This is a genomic window from Sulfitobacter sp. OXR-159 (assembly GCF_034377145.1).
In the GTDB taxonomy this organism is placed as follows: domain Bacteria; phylum Pseudomonadota; class Alphaproteobacteria; order Rhodobacterales; family Rhodobacteraceae; genus Sulfitobacter.
In genome coordinates this window covers 45,975-64,501 of the sequence record NZ_CP139708.1, presented here as the reverse complement: position 1 = coordinate 64,501, position 18,527 = coordinate 45,975, and the positions used below count along the sequence as shown (strand labels likewise).

Annotated in this window: 16 protein-coding genes; 5 read left to right on the top strand and 11 right to left on the bottom strand. The window is 61.5% G+C overall.

The features are described 5' to 3' along the window. The first annotated feature begins 2 nt into the window (after window positions 1-2). From T8A63_RS18265 to T8A63_RS18250, 4 genes are read left to right on the top strand one after another with little or no spacing between them, the layout of a single operon-like run. Entirely contained in the window at window positions 3-1,001 is a 999-nt protein-coding gene (locus tag T8A63_RS18265; RefSeq protein WP_322346024.1) for an ABC transporter ATP-binding protein, read from the top strand. Then, window positions 998-1,993: an ABC transporter ATP-binding protein gene (locus tag T8A63_RS18260; protein WP_300053010.1), complete on the top strand. Its 996-nt coding sequence runs from the start codon at window positions 998-1,000 to the stop codon at window positions 1,991-1,993. Before T8A63_RS18265 ends, T8A63_RS18260 begins: the two co-directional genes overlap by 4 nt. A 4-nt stretch (window positions 1,994-1,997) precedes the next feature. Next, window positions 1,998-3,587: a gamma-glutamyltransferase gene (locus T8A63_RS18255; protein WP_322346023.1), complete on the top strand. Its 1,590-nt coding sequence runs from the start codon at window positions 1,998-2,000 to the stop codon at window positions 3,585-3,587. After that, window positions 3,584-4,978: a M20 family metallopeptidase gene (locus T8A63_RS18250; protein ID WP_322346021.1), complete on the top strand. Its 1,395-nt coding sequence runs from the start codon at window positions 3,584-3,586 to the stop codon at window positions 4,976-4,978. The genes T8A63_RS18255 and T8A63_RS18250 overlap by 4 nt, the downstream gene beginning before the upstream one ends. A gap of 36 nt (window positions 4,979-5,014) precedes the next feature. Here the strand turns inward: T8A63_RS18250 and T8A63_RS18245 are convergent, their stop codons facing one another. The 9 genes from T8A63_RS18245 to glpD form a co-directional block, all read right to left on the bottom strand. Further along, complete coding sequence (locus T8A63_RS18245; RefSeq protein WP_322346020.1) at window positions 5,015-6,187, bottom strand: iron-containing alcohol dehydrogenase; 1,173 nt, start codon at window positions 6,185-6,187, stop codon at window positions 5,015-5,017. Beyond that, window positions 6,151-7,647, bottom strand: a complete 1,497-nt coding sequence (gene glpK / locus T8A63_RS18240; RefSeq protein ID WP_322346018.1) for a glycerol kinase GlpK — start codon at window positions 7,645-7,647, stop codon at window positions 6,151-6,153. Before glpK ends, T8A63_RS18245 begins: the two co-directional genes overlap by 37 nt. Window positions 7,648-7,723: 76 nt before the next feature. Further along, the gene (locus T8A63_RS18235; protein ID WP_322346088.1) at window positions 7,724-9,421 is read right to left on the bottom strand and encodes an ABC transporter substrate-binding protein; all 1,698 of its coding nucleotides are present in this window, start codon (window positions 9,419-9,421) and stop codon (window positions 7,724-7,726) included. A gap of 85 nt (window positions 9,422-9,506) precedes the next feature. Further along, window positions 9,507-9,779: a DUF2160 domain-containing protein gene (locus T8A63_RS18230; RefSeq protein ID WP_067936718.1), complete on the bottom strand. Its 273-nt coding sequence runs from the start codon at window positions 9,777-9,779 to the stop codon at window positions 9,507-9,509. A 13-nt stretch (window positions 9,780-9,792) separates the two neighbouring features. After that, window positions 9,793-10,680 (bottom strand): carbohydrate ABC transporter permease, encoded by an 888-nt coding sequence (locus T8A63_RS18225; RefSeq protein ID WP_067628796.1) that lies wholly within the window; start codon window positions 10,678-10,680, stop codon window positions 9,793-9,795. Further along, entirely contained in the window at window positions 10,680-11,552 is an 873-nt protein-coding gene (locus T8A63_RS18220) for a carbohydrate ABC transporter permease (RefSeq protein ID WP_067628794.1), read from the bottom strand. The genes T8A63_RS18225 and T8A63_RS18220 overlap by 1 nt, the downstream gene beginning before the upstream one ends. Next, complete coding sequence (locus T8A63_RS18215) at window positions 11,549-12,634, bottom strand: ABC transporter ATP-binding protein (RefSeq protein ID WP_322346014.1); 1,086 nt, start codon at window positions 12,632-12,634, stop codon at window positions 11,549-11,551. Before T8A63_RS18215 ends, T8A63_RS18220 begins: the two co-directional genes overlap by 4 nt. Continuing rightward, the gene (locus T8A63_RS18210; RefSeq protein ID WP_067936725.1) at window positions 12,634-13,719 is read right to left on the bottom strand and encodes an ABC transporter ATP-binding protein; all 1,086 of its coding nucleotides are present in this window, start codon (window positions 13,717-13,719) and stop codon (window positions 12,634-12,636) included. The genes T8A63_RS18215 and T8A63_RS18210 overlap by 1 nt, the downstream gene beginning before the upstream one ends. 13 nt (window positions 13,720-13,732) lie before the next feature. Next, window positions 13,733-15,346: a glycerol-3-phosphate dehydrogenase gene (gene glpD / locus T8A63_RS18205; RefSeq protein ID WP_322346012.1), complete on the bottom strand. Its 1,614-nt coding sequence runs from the start codon at window positions 15,344-15,346 to the stop codon at window positions 13,733-13,735. 196 nt (window positions 15,347-15,542) lie between these two features. On the opposite strand from glpD, the gene T8A63_RS18200 reads away from it, so the two are divergent. Beyond that, entirely contained in the window at window positions 15,543-16,310 is a 768-nt protein-coding gene (locus T8A63_RS18200; protein WP_322346086.1) for a DeoR/GlpR family DNA-binding transcription regulator, read from the top strand. Between the two features lie 9 nt (window positions 16,311-16,319). On the opposite strand, the gene T8A63_RS18195 is transcribed toward T8A63_RS18200, so the two are convergent. Together T8A63_RS18195 and T8A63_RS18190 are read right to left on the bottom strand one after the other, a co-directional pair. Then, a complete protein-coding gene (locus T8A63_RS18195; RefSeq protein WP_322346010.1) occupies window positions 16,320-17,723 on the bottom strand; it encodes an alpha,alpha-trehalose-phosphate synthase (UDP-forming) in 1,404 nt (467 codons plus the stop codon). A 164-nt stretch (window positions 17,724-17,887) separates the two neighbouring features. Continuing rightward, window positions 17,888-18,484, bottom strand: a complete 597-nt coding sequence (locus T8A63_RS18190; RefSeq protein ID WP_067628788.1) for an exopolysaccharide biosynthesis protein — start codon at window positions 18,482-18,484, stop codon at window positions 17,888-17,890. Window positions 18,485-18,527: the final 43 nt, after the last annotated feature.

Sequence of the window (18,527 nt, the reverse complement as noted above, 5' to 3'; positions counted from 1 at the left end):
CCATGACAGAACCACTTCTGAGCGTCCGCAACCTGCGGCTCGACATTCCCACGGGCAGCGGCACCCTGCATGCAGTGCGCGGGATCGACTTTGACCTTAACCGTGGCGAAACCCTGTGTATCGTTGGCGAAAGCGGGTCGGGCAAATCGCTTACCTCGCTGGCGCTGATGGGGCTCTTGGGCAAATCCATCAAGCGAAACGCGGATCGGATGACCTTTGATGGCACCGAGTTGACCACCGCCAGCCAAGGCCAGATGCGCAAGCTGCGCGGCGCGCGGATGGCGATGATCTTTCAAGAGCCGATGACCTCGCTGAACCCCGCCTATACGATCGGCGACCAATTGGCCGAGGCGCTGCTCTTGCACCGCAAGGTCAGCCGCCAACAGGCACGGGACCGGGCGATTGAACTGCTGGAAAAAGTCGGCATCACCGCCGCCGAGAGCCGTCTGTCGCAGTATCCGCACCAGCTCTCAGGCGGGTTGCGCCAGCGCGTGATGATCGCGATGGCGCTGATGTGCGAGCCGGAACTGATCATTGCGGACGAGCCGACAACCGCGCTTGATGTGACCATTCAGGCGCAGATCCTGCGGCTGCTGCACGATCTGGGCCGCGAGATGAACATGGCCGTGATCCTGATCACCCATGACCTCGGCGTTGTGGCGCGCGTGGCCGATAAGGTCGCCGTGATGTACGCGGGCGAGTTGGTCGAGACCGGGCCGGTGGGCGACATCTTCAACGCGCCTTCGCATCCCTATACCCGCGGATTGCTGCGCTGCATCCCCCTGCCCGGCAAGACCGACCGCGGTGCGAAACTGGGCACCATTCCGGGCATCGTGCCCTCGCTGGTGGGCGAGGTCGAGGGCTGCGTCTTCCGCACCCGCTGCCCCCATGCGGTCGCCGAATGCCGTGGCGACATCCCCAAGCGCGAGGACGGCAACCACGCCTTCCGCTGCATTTTCCCCGATGGCAAACGCCATTCCGAGAAGGAGCTGACCGTATGAAGGACAGCGTAAACACCCCCCCGGTGCTGGAGCTTTCGGGCGTCAGCAAGACCTACCGGGTGAAACAAGGCATGTTCGGCAAGGTCAAACCGCTGACGGCTGTGAACGACGTATCGCTGCAATTGGGCAAGGGGGAGGTGCTGGGCCTCGTCGGTGAATCCGGTTGCGGTAAATCAACCCTCGCCAAGATCCTATTGGGGCTGGAGCAACCCACCGCAGGTCATGTCAAAATCGACGGCGAAGAGATCACGCAGCAGGGCCGTCTGGCGCTGGCGCGGCGCATCCAGCCGATCTTTCAAGACCCCTATTCCTCGCTCAACCCACGCAAAAGCATCTATGACGTGATCTCCCTGCCCCTGCGCGTGCATGGCATCGGGGATGAAGCCAGCCGCAAGAAAAAGGTGAAGGAAATCCTCGATGTTGTCGGCCTGCCGCAGCGGGTGATGAACACCTATCCCAGCCAGATGTCGGGCGGCCAGCGCCAGCGTGTAGCGATTGCCCGCGCGCTGATCATGAAGCCCGAAGTGGTGATCTGCGACGAGCCGACTTCGGCGCTGGATGTGTCGGTGCAGAGCCAGATCCTCAACCTTCTGGGCGAGCTGCGCGAAGAATTCGGCCTGACCTATCTCTTCATCAGCCATGACCTCGCGGTGGTCGAACACCTCGCGACCCGCGTGGCGGTGATGTATCTGGGCGAGATCGTTGAGCAGAACTCGGTCGCCGGGCTTTTTGACGCGCCGCGTCATCCCTACACCAAGGCGCTGCTGAAATCCGTGCTGACACCCGAGCCGGGCCTGGGCGTGCCAGACACGCAGCTTGGCATGGCCTATCCAAACCCGATTGCGCCGCCGCCGGGCTGCCATTTCCACCCGCGCTGCCCACGCGCCACGGATCTCTGTAAACAAAAAGCCCCACGTCACACCCCGATCCCGCAGGGGCATGTCGCCTGCCATCTGCACGATCCGGAAACCCCCATGTACGAGCAAGAGTAATCCCATGTCATCGAACCTGTCGCACAGCAGCCAAACCCGCAAAACCGTCATCGAAACCGAACATGGCGTCGTTGCCGCACAGCACCGTCTGGCAGCAATCGCGGGGGCCGAAGTTCTCGCGGCGGGGGGCGATGCGGTGGATGCGGCCGTTGCCACCTCATTCGTTATCGGCGTGTTGGAACCTTGGATGAGCGGCCCGGCGGGCGGCGGGGCAATGATGCTCTGGCGCGCTGACGAAGGTCAGGCCCACGCATTGAACCACGGCATGCGCAGCCCCGGCGCGCTTGACCCGGCGAACTATCCGCTCAGCGGGCGCGGAAAGGCAGGCGATCTCTTCCCGTGGGAGCATGTGGAGGGGGACCGCAACGTGCAGGGTGCCACCGCCATCGCCGTGCCCGGCGTGGTCGACGGGCTGGGCCAAGCGCATGAACGGTTCGGCAAGATGCCTTGGGGCGAACTGCTGTCGCCGGCGATTGACCACGCCCGCAGGGGGCTGACGGTGGATTGGTATGCCGCGCTCGTCATTGCCTCTTGCACCCGCGAATTGGCCAAAGATGCCGACGCTGCGGCGGTTTTCCTCGAAGATGGGCAATGGCCGACGATCAGCGGTTGGACCGCGCTGGCCGAAAAACGGCTGGATCAATCGCGCATGGCCGACAGCCTTGACCAGATCGCGCGGCACGGGGCGCGCGCGCTTTATGATGGAGACCTCGGGGCCGCGATGGCGCGGGATGTGCAGGACAAGGGCGGCTGCCTCAGCCGCGACGACCTGCAAGCCTACCGCGCCGAGTTCCACGCCCCGCTCGATTTCGCCTACCGCGACGCGCGGTTCCATGTCGTCCCGGGGCTGACCGCTGGCCCGACTTTCCGCGATACCTTTGCCTCGCTGGAAACCGAAGACCTCGGCAGTGCTCCCGGCCCCGACAGCTATGCCGCGATGGCTGCGGCGCTGAAGGGCGCTTATGCGCGGCGGCTCGGATCGATGGGCGACACCGGCGAAAGCCCCGAGGCCCCGGGCTGCACCACGCATTTCTCGGTCGTCGACCGTCACGGGAATATGGTGGCGCAGACGCAGACGCTTTTGTCGATCTTCGGCTCCCGCGTCGTCTCGCCCTCCACGGGCTTTTTGATGAACAATGGCATCATGTGGTTCGACCCGGTTCAGGGCCGCCCGAACTCGCTGGGGCCGAACAAGCGCTGCCTGATGAACGTCTGCCCGGTGATCGGCGAACAGGGTGAAAAACGCTTTGCCTTCGGGGCCTCCGGCGGGCGCAAAATTCTCGGCGCGGTGGCGCAACTGTCCTCCTTCGTCACCGATTTCGACATGTCGTTGGAGGAAAGCTTCCACGCGCCGCGCATCGACGCCTCGGACGCGAACCAACTCATCGCCGATGAAAGCCTGCCGCACGATGTGCTCGACCGTCTGCGCGAAGACAGCACCGTCGCCGAAACAAAGCGCACGATCTTTCCCTACGCTTTCGCCTGTCCCGCAGGCGTGATGCGCGCGAACGGGCAGAATTCCGGCTGCACCGAGATCATGTCGCCTTGGGGCGACGCCATTTCCGAAGATATGACAAAGGACATTGAAGCATGACCCGCGACAGCGCGATCGAAGCGATCTCGACCTATTTCGATGAGGGGACATTCCAAGCCGAACTTGCCAACCTCGTCTCTTATGAGACCGAGAGCCAGAACCCCGACCAAGCCCCCGAACTCAAACGCTATCTGGTCGAGACGATGGAGCCGCTGCTGACGGCAATGGGCTTTGCCTGTAGCTTTCACGACAATCCCGACCCGCGCGGTGGCCCCTTTCTGGTGGGCGAGCGCCGCGAGGGCGATGACCTGCCGACCGTGCTGACCTATGGCCACGGCGACGTGATCCGCGCCCAGACCGACCAGTGGCGCGAGGGGCTGCATCCGTTCAAATTGGTTGAGGAAGGCGACAAGCTTTATGGCCGCGGCACCGCCGACAACAAAGGCCAGCACCTGATCAATATCGCCGCTCTTGAGGCCGTGCTGAAAACGCGCGGCAAGCTGGGGTTCAACTGCCGCATCGTGATCGAGATGAGCGAAGAGACCGGCAGCGCGGGCTTGCCAGAGTTCTTTACCGAACATCGCGAGAAGCTGACGGCGGATGTGCTGATCGCCTCGGACGGGCCGCGCCTGCAACCCGATGTGCCGACCATGTTCATGGGCTCGCGCGGCGGGGTCTCTTTTGATCTGATCATCGACAAACGCGACGGGGCGCATCACTCGGGCAATTGGGGTGGCTTGCTGGCCGATCCGGCGATGATCTTGGCGCAGGCCCTGTCGACCATCACCGACAAACGCGGGCAAATCCAGATCCCCGAATGGCGGCCCGACAGCCTGACCCCCTCGGTCCGCGACGCGCTGAAAGACCTGCCGATCGAGAGCGATGACGGCCCCGCCATCGACACCGACTGGGGCGAAGAAGACCTGACCCCGGTCGAGCGCGCCTACGGCTGGAACAGCTTTGCCATTCTCGCGATGAAGAGCGGCGTGCCCGAAGCGCCGGTCAACGCGATCTCGGCCCACGCCACCGCGACCTGCCAATTGCGCTATGTCGTCGGCACCGATCCCGAAGACATCCTGCCCGCGCTGCGGCGTCACCTTGATAAACACGGGTTCGAGGATGTGCGGATCGAACCGCATGACCGCGGCTTCTTCCGCGCGACGCGGCTGGATGCGGATCACCCTTGGGTGAAGTTCGTGGCCGCCTCCCTCACGAAAAGCGCCGGAAAAGCGCCACATATCCTGCCGAACCTTGCAGGCTCCCTGCCCAACGACAGTTTCAGCGATATTCTGGGTCTGCCGACGGTCTGGGTGCCGCATTCCTACCGCAGCTGCTCGCAACACGCACCGGACGAACATGTGCTGAAACCCGTCTGCCGCGACGCGCTGCGGGTAATGGCGGGCGTATTTTGGGACTTGGGCGAGGGCAACACGCCGCCGCGCGCCACGTGAGAAGAAACGGGCGGGGGCATCTGGCCCCTGCCCGACTTACAATGCAGCCCGGATGCAATTTTCCAGCGCATCTTGGCTCAGGGCGCAGGGGTTTGCCCGCATGGAGGAAGACGCCGCCGCTTCCTGCGCAGTCTCTCCAAGGTCGGTCCCTTCGGGGATCCAGCGGTTCAGACGCTCTAGCCCCCAATCGTCAAGCAGGGCCGAGAGGGCGGTGAAGGTGCCGGTCTCGGGCAGATCAAAACCCTCTGCCAGCCATGTCTGCACTTCGGAAAACCGCCGGGAGGCACCGAGCACATCACTATTGGCGGCCAGTACCGGCCCCAGCAGACGCCCACAAATCAACCCATGCGGCGCGCCAAACTGCCCGCCGATCACACCGGCCAGCCCATGCACCGCGCCGAGGCCCGCATTCGCCAGCGCCAAACCGCCCGACAGGCTGACATAGGCCATCGCATCCCGCGCGGCAGGGTCTTCGCCCGCCGCCAGACGTTTGAGCGCGGCAATCCCCTGCGGAATCGCGGCGCGGCAGAGCGCATCGCTGAGCGGGTTGGCTTTGCTTGAAAGATAGGGCTCGATCACCTGCACCAACGCATCAAGGCCCGACCCCAACGTGACGCCGCGCGGCGCACCATCCGTCAGCGCAGGATCGACCAAGGCCAAACGCGGCAGCATTCGGTCGTCGCGCAGGCTGACTTTTCGCGCGGCTTGCGCCACGGCGATAACGGCGTTTTTGGTGACCTCGGCCCCGGTGCCCGCGGTGGTCGGGATCGCGATCATCGGCAGCGGGTCGGCTTGCAACGGCTGGCCCTCGCCCACGACTTCGAGATGCTCCATCACGTCGCAATCCGACGGGATCAGCGCCGCTGCGGCTTTGGCAAGGTCGATGACCGCCCCTCCGCCGACGCCCAGCACCACCTGCGCTCCGCGCCCTGCCAGAGCGGCAGAGCGGACATCCTCGACCGAGGGTTCGCCGCTGCTGCGGACCTCGGTCACGTCACATCCAGCCGCCGTCAGGTCACGGCTAAGCTCATCGACCCAAGCGACGGAACCACCGCGTAAAATCAGCACCCGGCGGCCATAGCTGAGCGCGGCGCCGACGGCTTCTGTAGCGGTCCCACGGCCAAAGCGGATGCGCCCGGCGGTGGCGAAACCAAAGGCTGCGATCTCCTCCATCAGAATTGCAACGTGGCGTTCACAGCGCGCTTCCATGCGCCGTATTTCTCATCCCGCGTCGCCGCATCCATTTGTGTCTCAAACCGCCGATCCAGCGCCCATTCGCGGGCAAAGCCTTCCATGTCCGGATAGATGCCTGCCCGCTGCCCCGCCAACCATGCCGCACCAAGTGCCGTGGTTTCCAGCACATCAGGACGGTCGACCGAGGCACCGATCACGTCGGACAGGAACTGCATCGCCCAGTCACTGGCGCTCATCCCGCCGTCGACACGCAGCGTGGCGATCTCGCCCGCCTGCCCCTGTGCGGCCCAATCCGCCTGCATCGCCTCCAGCAAATCGCGGGTCTGGTAGCCGACGCTTTCCAGCGCCGCGCGGGCCAGTTCCGCGGGGCCGGAGTTGCGCGTCAGCCCGTAGATCGCGCCACGGCATTCGGCGTTCCAGTAAGGCGCACCGAGGCCCACGAAGGCGGGCACCAGCACGACGTTTTGATGCGGGTCGGCCTGTTCGGCCAGTGCTTGGGTCTCGCTCGCCTCGCGGATCATTTTGAGTCCGTCGCGCAGCCATTGCACCACAGCCCCGGCGACAAAGATTGAGCCTTCGAGCGCATAGGTCGGCTTGCCGTCGAGTTGATAGGCAATGGTGGTGAGCAGCCGATTGGTTGAAGTCACCGCAGTCTCGCCCGTATTCAGCAGCGCAAAACAGCCCGTGCCGTAGGTCGATTTCATCATGCCGGGCTGGAAACAAGCCTGCCCGATGGTCGCCGCCTGCTGGTCGCCTGCCACACCAAGGATCGGAATCTCGCGGCCAAACAGATCGGGACGGGTCATGCCGAAATCGGCGGCGCAGTCTTTGACCTCGGGCAGCATCTCGACGGGAATGTCGAACATCTTGCAGATCGTCGTGCTCCATCGGCCCTTGTGAATGTCATAAAGCATAGTGCGCGCGGCGTTGGTGGCATCAGTCACATGGCGCGCGCCGCCTGTGAGCTTCCAGATCAGGTAGCTGTCGACCGTGCCGAAAAGCAACTCGCCCGCCTGTGCGCGGTCGCGCGCCCCGTCGACGTTATCCAAAATCCACTTCAGCTTGGTGCCGGAGAAATAAGGATCGGCCAGCAGGCCCGTGCGTTCGGTGATGATCTTGTCGTCACCACTCTCGCGCAGCGCGCGGCAGAAATCGGCAGTGCGGCGGTCTTGCCAAACGATGGCGTTATAGACTGGCTGGCCGGTCTTGGCGTCCCAGACCAGCGTCGTCTCACGTTGGTTGGTGATGCCGATGGCGGTGATGTCATCGGGGCGCAGGCCTGCTTTTTCGATCACCGCGCGGCAGGTGCCCGCAGTGGTGGACCACAGATCGCCGGGATCGTGCTCAACCCAACCGGAACGGGGGAAATGCTGCGGAAACTCTTCTTGGGCGGTGGCCGTCACGGCCATGTTGCCGTCAAAAAGGATCGCCCGCGAGGATGTGGTTCCTTGATCAATGGCGAGGATATGGGTCATGGCGCAGCCCCCGGTTGTCTTATGGAATGAAAAAGGGGCCGGAACGCTGCTGCGCCCCGGCCCCCCAAAGTTTGGCTTACTGCCAGGACTTGATCAACTCTTCGTAGCTGATGGTCTCAGGCTCGGGGTCTTCGTTGTCGAGCTTGGCAACCGGCGAGCCGGGCTGTTCCAGCCAGTAGGAGGCTTCCTGCTCTTCGTTCATTTTCGGACCCAGATCACCTTGGACGCCTGCGCGCTCAAGACGTTCCATGACCTTTTCCTGCTCGGCGCAGAGGCTGTCGAGTGCTTCTTGCGGGGTTTTCGCACCGGACATTGCGTCGCCGATGTTCTGCCACCACAGCTGCGCCAGCTTGGGGTAATCCGGCACGTTCGTCCCGGTGGGCGACCATGCCACCCGCGCGGGCGAACGGTAGAATTCCACCAGACCGCCAAGTTTCGGCGCGCGTTCGGTGAAGCTTTCGTGCTGGATGGTCGACTCGCGGATGAAGGTCAGACCGGCGTGGGCCTTTTCAACATCAACGGTTTTCGAGGTCACGAACTGCGCGTAGAGCCATGCAGCCTTGGCGCGGTCGACGGGGGTGCTTTCCATCAGCGTCCAGCTGCCCACGTCCTGATAGCCAACCTTCTGGCCATCTTTCCAGTAGGCACCATGCGGGCTGGGGGCCATACGCCACTTGGGCGTGCCGTCTTCGTTCAGCACGGCCTTGGCGCTGTCGTTGACCATGTCGGCGGTGAAGGCGGTGTACCAGAACATCTGCTGGGCAATCGCACCCTGGGCAGGAACCGGGCCAGCTTCACCAAATGTCATGCCAGCGGCGGCGGGGGGCGTGTACTTTTCAAGCCATTCGATGGATTTGGAGATCGCATAGACCGCCGCCGCATCGTTGGTCGCACCACCGCGGGTCACACAGGAACCGACGGGCTGCGAGTTTTCGTTGACTCGGATGCCCCATTCGTCGACCGGCAGGCCGTTGGGTTCACCGACATCGCCCATGCCAGCCATGGACATCCACGCATCGGTATAGCGCCAGCCAAGCGACGGGTCTTTTTTACCGTAGTCCATGTTGCCAAAGACTTCGACACCGTCGATGGTGCGGCCAGTGAAGAACTCAGCGATGTCTTCATAGGCAGACCAGTTCACCGGCACGCCCAGATCATAGCCGTATTTCTCTTTGAACTCGGCCATCAACTCAGGATCGGTGAACCAGTCCTGACGGAACCAGTAAAGGTTCGCGAACTGCTGGTCGGGAAGCTGATACAACTCGCCGTCGGGCGAAGTGGTGAAGTCGAGGCCGATGTAATCGTCGAGATCGAGACCGGGGTTGGTCACGCCCTTGCCCTCATTCGCCATCCAGTCGGTCAGACTGCGCGCCTGCTTGTAGCGCCAGTGGGTGCCGATCAGGTCAGAGTCGTTGATATAGGCGTCATAGATGTTCTCGCCCGACTGCATCTGTGTCTGCAGCTTCTCAACAACGTCACCTTCGCCGATCAGGTCGTGGGTGATATTGATGCCGGTGATCGCGGTGAAGGCCGGGGCCAGCACATTGGCCTCGTATTCATGGGTGGTGATTGTCTCGGACACCACTTTGATGTCCATGCCCTTGAACGGCTCAGCAGCGTCGATGAAGAACTGCATCTCCGCCTCTTGCTCTTCGCGGCTCAGCGCGGAGCGTTCGATTTCCTCGTCGAGGAATTTTTTCGCGGCATCCATATCCGCGAATGCTGGTCCGGCGAGCAGACCGAGCGTGACCGCAAGTGCGGTACTCGATTTCATGACAGATCGTTTCATTATGTCCTCCCTAGACATTTGGTCGTGTCGTATGGCTGCCCCGATTAACCGGGATCAGCCGTGATAGCGCCTAGACCCAGCGAAATACGGCTGCGGCATAGGCAAGGCAGACCAGCAGCGCATAGGGCTGTGGACCCGCCTCGAAACCCAGCCAAATCAAGTTGATAAAGGCCGAGCCGAGAAGCGTGATGAACAGACGGTCACCACGGGTTGTTTCGATCCTGAGAATGCCGGTGCGGGGCGTCTCAGGAAATTTGATCGCGAGGATCGTGAAGGTGATAAGCAACAGCGCGATGACACCGAAGAAGATCGCGGTGGGCATGGTCCAAGCCATCCAAGACATGAGCGGTCTCCCTTTATACGCGCCCGAGGGCAAAGCCCTTGGCGATGTAGTTGCGGACGAAATAGATCACCAAAGCGCCCGGTACGATTGTGAGCACCCCGGCGGCGGCAAGCACGCCCCAATCGAGGCCCGAGGCGGAAACCGTACGGGTCATGGTGGCGGCGATGGGTTTGGCATCGACCGACGTCAACGTGCGCGAGAGCAGCAGTTCCACCCATGAGAACATGAAGCAGAAGAAGGCCGCGACGCCGATGCCGCTGGCAATCAGGGGCGTGAAGATGCGGATGAAGAAGCGCGGGAAGGAATAGCCATCGAGATAGGCGGTCTCATCGATCTCCTTTGGCACCCCGCGCATGAAGCCTTCTAGGATCCAAACCGCCAGCGGCACGTTGAACAGGCAATGCGCCAACGCCACGGCAATATGCGTGTCGAACAGCCCGACCGAGGAATAGAGCTGGAAGAACGGCAGCGCGAATACGGCAGGCGGGGCCATGCGGTTGGTCAGCAGCCAGAAGAACAGATGCTTGTCGCCCATGAAGCTGTAGCGCGAGAAAGCATAGGCCGCCGGCAGCGCCACGGCGAGCGAGATCACAGTGTTCAGCACAACATAGATCAGGCTGTTGACATAGCCCATATACCAGCTCGGATCGGTGAGGATCTTGGCATAGTTCGCCAGCGTCAAATCACGCGGATAGAGCGAGAAGCTCCCCAGGATCTCTGCGTTGGTCTTCAGGCTCATGTTGATCAGCCAGTAGATCGGCAGCAGCAGGAAAAGCAGGTAGAGGGTCATCACCACCACAGACCCTTTGGGCCGGAAGCGGCTGCGCCGGGCGCGTTTGTCGGTGGTCACGTCACCCGGAATGGGCGCGGCACCGGGGGCTTGCACGGTTGTGTCGGTCATCACACACCATCCCTTTTGTCGAGGTTGACCATCACGGTGTAAAATACCCATGAAATCAACAGGATAACGAGGAAATACATCAGGCTGAACGCCGCTGCGGGGCCGAGGTCAAACTGGCCGATGGCCATTTTCACCAAGTCGATGGACAGGAAGGTCGTGGCATTGCCCGGCCCGCCACCCGTCACGACGAACGGCTCTGTATAGATCATAAAACTGTCCATAAAGCGCAGCAGAATCGCGATCATCAGCACGCCTGCCATCTTGGGCAGTTCGATATAGCGGAACACGGCCCAACGGCTGGCTTGGTCGATCTTGGCGGCCTGATAATAGGCGTCCGGGATGGATTGCAGCCCGGCATAGGCCAGAAGCGCCACCAGCGAGGTCCAGTGCCAGACGTCCATGACCACGACGGTAATCCAAGCGGCGGTGATGTCTTGGGTGTAATTATAGGTGATGCCCAGCTTGTCGAGCGTGTAGCCCAAAAGGCCAATGTCGACGCGGCCAAAGATTTGCCAGATGGTGCCGACCACGTTCCACGGGATCAGCAGCGGCAGCGACATGAGCACCAGACAAAAGCTGGCCCAGAACCCGTTTTTCGGCATGTTCAGCGCAACAAAGATGCCGAGCGGAATTTCGATCGCCAGAATGACACCCGAGAAGATCAACTGTCGGCCAAGCGCATCCCACATCCGGTCGCTGTCCAGCATGTCGGAAAACCACTCAAGCCCGGCCCAGAAAAATTCATTCCGGCCAAAGGTGTCTTGCACCGAATAGTTCACCACGGTCATCAGCGGGATCACCGCCGAGAAAGCCACGAGGATCAGAACGGGCAGGACAAGGAACCATGCCTTTTGGTTGACGGTCTTGTTCATGCGGCTTCTCCCTCTGCGCTAATGCGCCAATCGTCGGCATAGACATTGATGCCCGCCGGATCGAAACTGATCGCGGTGTTTTCGCTCGGCACGGACGCGCCTTCTTCGGCGATGGCGCTGACCGGCTGGCCGGCCACATCAAGGCGGATGATTTTGTGGCGGCCCACGTCTTCGACGCGCGTCACCTTGGCAGGCAGGCCCAGCCCTTCGCCGTTAAGGCGGATAAACTCGGGCCGGACGCCCAGCTGGGTTTTGCCGCCCTTGGGGGCGTAAGTTTTATTCAAGTTGATGCTTGTGCCTGCAACCTGCGCGGCATTGCCCGCGATCTGCGCATCAAACAGGTTCATCCCCGGCGAGCCGATGAAATAGCCCACGAATGTGTGCGCGGGCCGCTCGAAGAGTTCCTGCGGCGTGCCGATCTGCACCACCCGGCCATCATACATCACCACCACCTTATCGGCGAAGGTCAGCGCCTCGGTCTGGTCGTGGGTCACATAGATCATCGTGTGGCCGAATTCATGGTGCAGGGATTTTAGCTGCGTGCGCAATTCCCATTTCATATGCGGGTCGATCACGGTCAGCGGCTCATCGAACAACAGGGCGTTCACGTCCTCACGCACCATGCCCCGACCCAGCGAAATCTTCTGCTTGGCATCCGCCGTGAGGCCCCGCGCCTTGCGATTCAGCTCGTCTTCCATGCCGATCATCTGTGCGATCTGCTGCACGCGCTCTGCAACATAAGAGGCATCCGCGCCCCGGTTGCGCAGCGGAAAGGCGAGGTTATCGCGCACGGTCATCGTGTCGTAGACGACCGGGAACTGGAAGACCTGCGCGATGTTGCGCTCGGCTGTCGGCGCGTGGGTCACGTCCACGTCGTTGAACAGAATACGACCCTGCGACGGCTGCAAAAGCCCCGAGATGATGTTGAGCAGCGTCGACTTGCCACAGCCCGACGCGCCCAAAAGCGCATAGGCTTCGCCGTCGATCCAATCGTGGTTCAATTCCTTGAGGGCGAAATCATCCTCACTGCTCGGATTGGACAGATAGGAATGCGCAAGGTTATCAAGCGTGATCTTGGCCATTATGCCGCCTCCGCATAGGGCGCGGCAGAGACGAGCGCCCCGTTCGCGTCAAAGAGATAAATATGCGCCGGATCCAGATAGACCGGCAGCGGCTGGCCGGGTTGCAAGTGCTGGATGCCATGCACCAGCCCGACCCATTTCGCGCCGTGATAGTCGAGGTGGATAAACGTCTCCGACCCCGTAATCTCGGTCACGTTCAGCACCGCGTCAAAGCCGATCGCGCCGGGGGTCTGCGCTGCGAGTGTCAGGTGGTTGGGGCGGAAACCGGCGGTATATTCACCGTCTTTCAGGCTTGCCATCGTGGCAGGCGCGGGCATTTCACCGCCGTCAAACCGCAGCGTGTTGCCCGATTTGGTCATGCTGAGAAAATTCATCGGCGGGTCAGAGAAAACACGCGCCGTTGTGGCATTCTCGGGCCGGCGGTAGACGCTTGGCGTCAGGCCGAATTGCGTCACGCGGCCCTCCCAAAGCGTCGCGGTGTTGCCGCCCAAAAGCAGCGCCTCTTCCGGCTCTGTCGTGGCGTAGACAAAGATCGACCCGGCGCGTTCAAAGATGCGCGGAATCTCGGCGCGGAGTTCTTCGCGCAGTTTGTAATCGAGGTTCGCCAGCGGCTCATCCAGCAGCACGAGACCTGCGTTTTTCACCAGCGCCCGCGCCAAGGCGCAACGCTGTTGCTGACCGCCCGAAAGTTCCAGCGGTTTGCGGTCAAGCATCGGGGTTAGCTGCATCAGCTCGGCGGTTTCGCGCACCGCGCGGTCGATCTCGTCTTTGGATTTACCGACCAGCTTCATCGGCGAGGCGATGTTGTCATAGACGGTCATCGAGGGGTAGTTGATGAACTGCTGATAGACCATCGCCACTTTGCGGTCTTGGACGCGCATGCCGGTGACATCTTCACCGTTCCAGATCACTTGGCCAGTATTAGGCACATCCAGCCCGGCCATCAGCCGCATCAGCGAGGTCTTGCCCGCAGACGTAGGCCCCAAAAGCACGTTCATCGTGCCCTTTTCCAAGGTCAGGTCGGTCGGGTGGATATGCGTTTGACCGCCCACCGTTTTCGACACGTTTTTTAGGATCAAACTCACGTTCGTCCTCCCCTCATTCCGCCGCAGAGGCGGCTTGTTTCGCCGCACGCATCTGCATCCATTCATCAAGACGCGCGATCTGCGCCTCATCCATTCGCAGGCCCAACTTGCTGCGGCGCCAAACGACGTCCTCTGCGCTGAGAGCATACTCTTTGTTCATCAGCCACGCGACCTCACCCGCCGTGAGAGTCGCGCCGAAATGCTCGCCCATATCCGCGAGCGTTTTCGCCGCGCCCATCATCGCCCATGCATCGGTACCATAGGCGCGGATCAGCCGTGCTGCCCAGCTTTCATCAAGAAAGTCATAATCCGCATTCAGCCGCGCTATCAACTGCGCGACACCGTCCACCGGGAAATCACCGCCGGGCAGCGCCACGCCAGCGGTCCAATGATCCGGCAGCCCGCCGAAATGCGGGGCGATCAACTCCAGCGCATCTTCGGCCAGTTTGCGGTAAGTGGTGATCTTGCCGCCAAAGACATTGAGGATCGGTGCACCGCCGGTTTCGTCAACCTTGAGCGTATAATCCCGCGTGGCCGCCGTAGCGCTGCTGGCCCCATCGTCATAAAGCGGGCGCACACCGGAATAGGTCCAGACGATATCTTTGCGGGTAATGTCCTGCTTGAGGTAGCCGTTCACGAAGTTGATCAGGTAATCCTGTTCTTCGGGGGTGCATTCTGGGGTAACGGATGGATCAGGGTGATCCGCGTCCGTGGTGCCGATCAGGGTGAAATCCTGCTCATAAGGGATCGTGAAGATGATCCGCCCATCGGTGCCTTGGAAGAAATAGCATTTGTCGTGATCGTAAAGCCGTTTGGTCACGATATGGCTGCCCCGCACCAGCCGGACCCCTTCGGAGGAGTTCAGCCGCGCAGTGTTGTGGATGATCTCGCCCACCCACGGGCCGCCCGCGTTGACCAGCATCTTCGCTTGGATCACCTCGCGCTGACCATCGGCGCCATGCTCCACCGTGACAGCCCATCCTTCGGCATTGCGGTCGGCCGAGATCACCTTTGTCCGGGTCATGATGCGTGCGCCGCGCAATTCCGCATCGCGGGCGTTCAGCACCACAAGGCGCGAATCCTCGATCCAGCAGTCGGAATACTCAAAGGCTTTCTCGAAGCGATCCTCCAGCGGTGCCCCTTCGGGCGTGCCGCGCAGCGCAAGGCTGCGGGTGGCGGGCAGGATCTCGCGACCACCGAGATTGTCATAGAGAAACAGGCCCAAGCGGATCAGCCACGCCGGGCGGCGGCCCCGCATCCAAGGCATGAACAGCCGTAGCAATTTGGAGGTCGGCGTGTCCCCCTCAAACCGCATGTCGCGGTGATAGGGCAGCACGAAACGCATCGGCCAAGAGATATGCGGCATCGCTTTCAGCAGCACTTCGCGTTCGGTCAGCGCGTGGCGCACAAGGCCGATCTCAAAATACTCAAGGTAGCGCAGCCCGCCGTGGAACAGTTTGGTCGAGGCCGAAGAGGTCGCCGAGGCCAGATCATTCATCTCGGCCAAGGTCACGCTCAGCCCCCGTCCTGCGGCGTCGCGCGCGATCCCGGCGCCGTTGATGCCCCCACCGATGACGAAAAGATCGACCGGGGCAGCGGGCACATGGCTATCGGGCTGTTGGTTCAAAATCCGGCCCTCCCCCAGCTCAGACTGTCCAATTGGGGGCAGTGTTACGAAACGACTCTCATCTGCACAAGAATTATTTTCGTTTATGTTCGTTTCGCCAGCATATCGAACATGCTAACCACAACCTGCTGCGCGATTGCTTGCGTTAGACAAAACACTGGAGATAATGCGCCAACAGCAGGCAGGAGCGACACCCATTTCACAGACATTCCGCCATCCCGACATCCTTGAAATCGCCCGGCGCGAAGGCAAAGTCACCGTCGACGGGCTGGCCGAGCATTTCGGCGTGACCCATCAGACCATCCGCCGTGACCTTACGGAACTGGCCGATAGTGGTAAGCTTGAGCGGGTGCATGGCGGCGCGGTGCTGCCTTCGGGGGCCAGCAACATCGGCTATGCCGAGCGGCGCAACCTGCACGAAGAGGCCAAGAATCACATCGCCCGCGCCTGTGCCGAACATATTCCCGACGGTTGTTCGGTCTTTTTGAATATCGGCACCAGCACCGAGGCGGTGGCCCGCGCTCTGCTGCATCACCGCGATCTGATGGTGGTGACGAACAACATGAATGTCGCCAATATTCTGGTCGACAATCCCGAATGCCGCATTGTGCTCACGGGCGGGGCGCTGCGCCGCATGGATGGTGGGCTGGTCGGCAATCTGACAATCGAAACGATCCGCCAGTTCAAGTTCGACATCGCGGTGATCGGCTGTTCGGCCATGGACGCGGATGGTGATCTGCTCGACTTCGACATCGAAGAAGTGGGGGTCAGCCAATGTATCATCGCGCAGTCGCGCAAGACCTTTTTGGTGACGGATCATTCCAAATTCAAACGCTCCGCCCCGGCGCGCATCGCTTCGGCGCGGGAGGTGGATATGTTCTTTACCGATCTGCCCCTGCCCGCCGGGCTTGCAGAGAAATGCAAGGGTTGGGAGACCGAAGTGATCTTTGCCCCGGATGCCTGACGCGCGCCGCTAGGCGTCCGTCCATTCCCGCGCGACGGGTTTGGTCACCAGCGTCGGCAGGCAGGCTTGCAATGCTTCGACAAAGTTCTGGCTCCAGCGGTTCACATCCGTCGCCCGCACCTGCGCCATGCAACTGGCATGGCGGCGTTTGCGTTCCTCCAACGGCAGGGCAAGCGCGGTTTTGAGCGCCTCGCTCATGTCCTCGATGTCGTACGGGTTGACCTGAATAGCATCCGTCAAGTCTTCGGCGGCGCCGGCCATATGCGACAGGATCAGCACGCCGGGGTCTTCGGGGTCTTGCGCCGCGACATATTCCTTGGCGACAAGGTTCATCCCATCGGCAAAGGGGGTGACGATCCCCACCCGCGCACGGCGGTAGAGCCGCGCCAAGAGATCGCGATCAAGGTTGCGGTGAATATAGCGCAGCGGGGTCCAATCGATCTCTCCATGTTCGCCGTTCACCCGGCCGACAAGTTCTTCCAATTCGTAGCGCAACTCGCGGTAAGCGGCGACCTCTTCGCGGCTTGGCGGGGCGATCTGGACCATGCTCACCCGCCGGTCACGCTCATCGCGGGTTTCCAGATAGCGGCCAAAGGCGCGGAAGCGGTTGGGCAGACCTTTGGAGTAGTCCAGCCGGTCCACCCCGATCACGATGTCCCCCGCCATATCATCGGCAAGCCGGTCCTGCGCGCTGCCGCCTTGGGCGGCCTGCACAAAGGTCTCCACATCGATCCCGATAGGGAATGACCGCAGCGCCACCGCCCGAGACCCGCATTTGATCGTGCCGTTCATCAAGAATTCGGAGTCCGTCTCGGCGCGGAACATTTCAAGGCAACGCGCCACGTCAGCGCGGGTTTGCAGGCCCACAAGGTCATAGTCTGCCAGCCAATGCGCCAGATTGGCCTCCCTCGGTAGGGCGCCCATATCACCCAAAGCGGGGAAGGGAATATGCAGGAAAAACCCGATTTTACCCGCAAAACCCAGCTTGCGCAGTTGTGTTGCGAGGGGAAAGAAGTGGTAGTCGTGCACCCAGATCATATCGTCCGGCCGGGCCACCTTCATTACCTGCCGCGCAAGCCGCGCGTTCACAGCGCTGTAGCCCCGCTCGAACCCCCGGTCCAACTCCACCAGATCGCCGCGACGGTGACAGACCGGCCAAAGCACCGAGTTCGAAAAACCGAGGTAGAAATTGTTGTAATCTTCGGGGCTGAGGCTGAAGCTCAGCCGGGTGTATTTGCCCTGATCGCCATATTCGCTCAGGCTCTCTGACGGGGTTTCGGTGGTTTCCGGGTGCGACCCGATCCAGATGCCGCCGATCTTGCGCAGGGTTTCGTGAAGCGCATAGACCAACCCACCGGAGGGGGCGGCCTCTGACGGGATGCGATTTGAGATTACAATCAATCTGCCAGCCATTTTATGCCTCGGGAACAATCAATTTTTGGCCGCCGAGCCTGCTAAGGCGGAACGCCGACCACCACTAACGGTTTAATGGTTTAGGTCGGTAAATGTTCCCAGCTTGGTCGGCTTTGGTCAATTCTTTTGCAGCCGCAGCATGGCAATCCGCCGCGATTATTTTTTCAGCGCCCAAGAAAGAACCATGCAACCCCCACGGGAAGCAGGGACATCAGAACCATCGAAAAAATCACGACCCTACCGTCGCGCATCAGATAGCCCGCTGCGAAAATGGCGATCATGGCCGATGCGATAGAGCCGGAAGTGGGCACGAGTTCCATGAACGGCATGAACATCGACAGGGCCATCACCATCAACAACGGCAAGTAAATCCACGGGCGGTGCAGGATAAAGGTCGACCGCTCATGCAAATATTGATCCACGAAATCCACCGGGCGGCGCAGCCAGCGCACCCCCGCGCGCAGCTTCTTCGCAGCAATGTCGCGGCGCATGATAAAGCCCGGCAGCCACAAGCTTTCGCGGCCAAAGATCATCTGCACCACTAAAAACAAGACCACCAACCCGATAAACGCCGTAAAGCCGGGGATGCCGCTGGCCGGAGAGGTAGAGATCAGACTGAAGGTCAGGATTGTCGAAGCAAATGAATGTTTGCCCAGACAATCGATGATCTCTTCCACAGTAATCTGCCGATCCGCACCGCCGGACAGATGCTCCATCTGGTCAAGGACACCGCTGAGGGTCGGCCCACCTGTCTCGTTCATGAAATTTCAGTCCTTCTGAAGCCGGGCGATACCAGTATTCATG

Coding starts and splice junctions, on each gene's coding strand:
- T8A63_RS18265 (WP_322346024.1), top strand. CDS start 3: ATGACAGAACCACTTCTGAGCGTCCGCAACCTGCGGCTCGACATTCCC.
- T8A63_RS18260 (WP_300053010.1), top strand. CDS start 998: ATGAAGGACAGCGTAAACACCCCCCCGGTGCTGGAGCTTTCGGGCGTC.
- T8A63_RS18255 (WP_322346023.1), top strand. CDS start 1,998: ATGTCATCGAACCTGTCGCACAGCAGCCAAACCCGCAAAACCGTCATC.
- T8A63_RS18250 (WP_322346021.1), top strand. CDS start 3,584: ATGACCCGCGACAGCGCGATCGAAGCGATCTCGACCTATTTCGATGAG.
- T8A63_RS18245 (WP_322346020.1), bottom strand. CDS start 6,187: ATGGAAGCGCGCTGTGAACGCCACGTTGCAATTCTGATGGAGGAGATC.
- glpK (WP_322346018.1), bottom strand. CDS start 7,647: ATGACCCATATCCTCGCCATTGATCAAGGAACCACATCCTCGCGGGCG.
- T8A63_RS18235 (WP_322346088.1), bottom strand. CDS start 9,421: ATGAAATCGAGTACCGCACTTGCGGTCACGCTCGGTCTGCTCGCCGGA.
- T8A63_RS18230 (WP_067936718.1), bottom strand. CDS start 9,779: ATGTCTTGGATGGCTTGGACCATGCCCACCGCGATCTTCTTCGGTGTC.
- T8A63_RS18225 (WP_067628796.1), bottom strand. CDS start 10,680: ATGACCGACACAACCGTGCAAGCCCCCGGTGCCGCGCCCATTCCGGGT.
- T8A63_RS18220 (WP_067628794.1), bottom strand. CDS start 11,552: ATGAACAAGACCGTCAACCAAAAGGCATGGTTCCTTGTCCTGCCCGTT.
- T8A63_RS18215 (WP_322346014.1), bottom strand. CDS start 12,634: ATGGCCAAGATCACGCTTGATAACCTTGCGCATTCCTATCTGTCCAAT.
- T8A63_RS18195 (WP_322346010.1), bottom strand. CDS start 17,723: ATGGCTGGCAGATTGATTGTAATCTCAAATCGCATCCCGTCAGAGGCC.
- T8A63_RS18190 (WP_067628788.1), bottom strand. CDS start 18,484: ATGAACGAGACAGGTGGGCCGACCCTCAGCGGTGTCCTTGACCAGATG.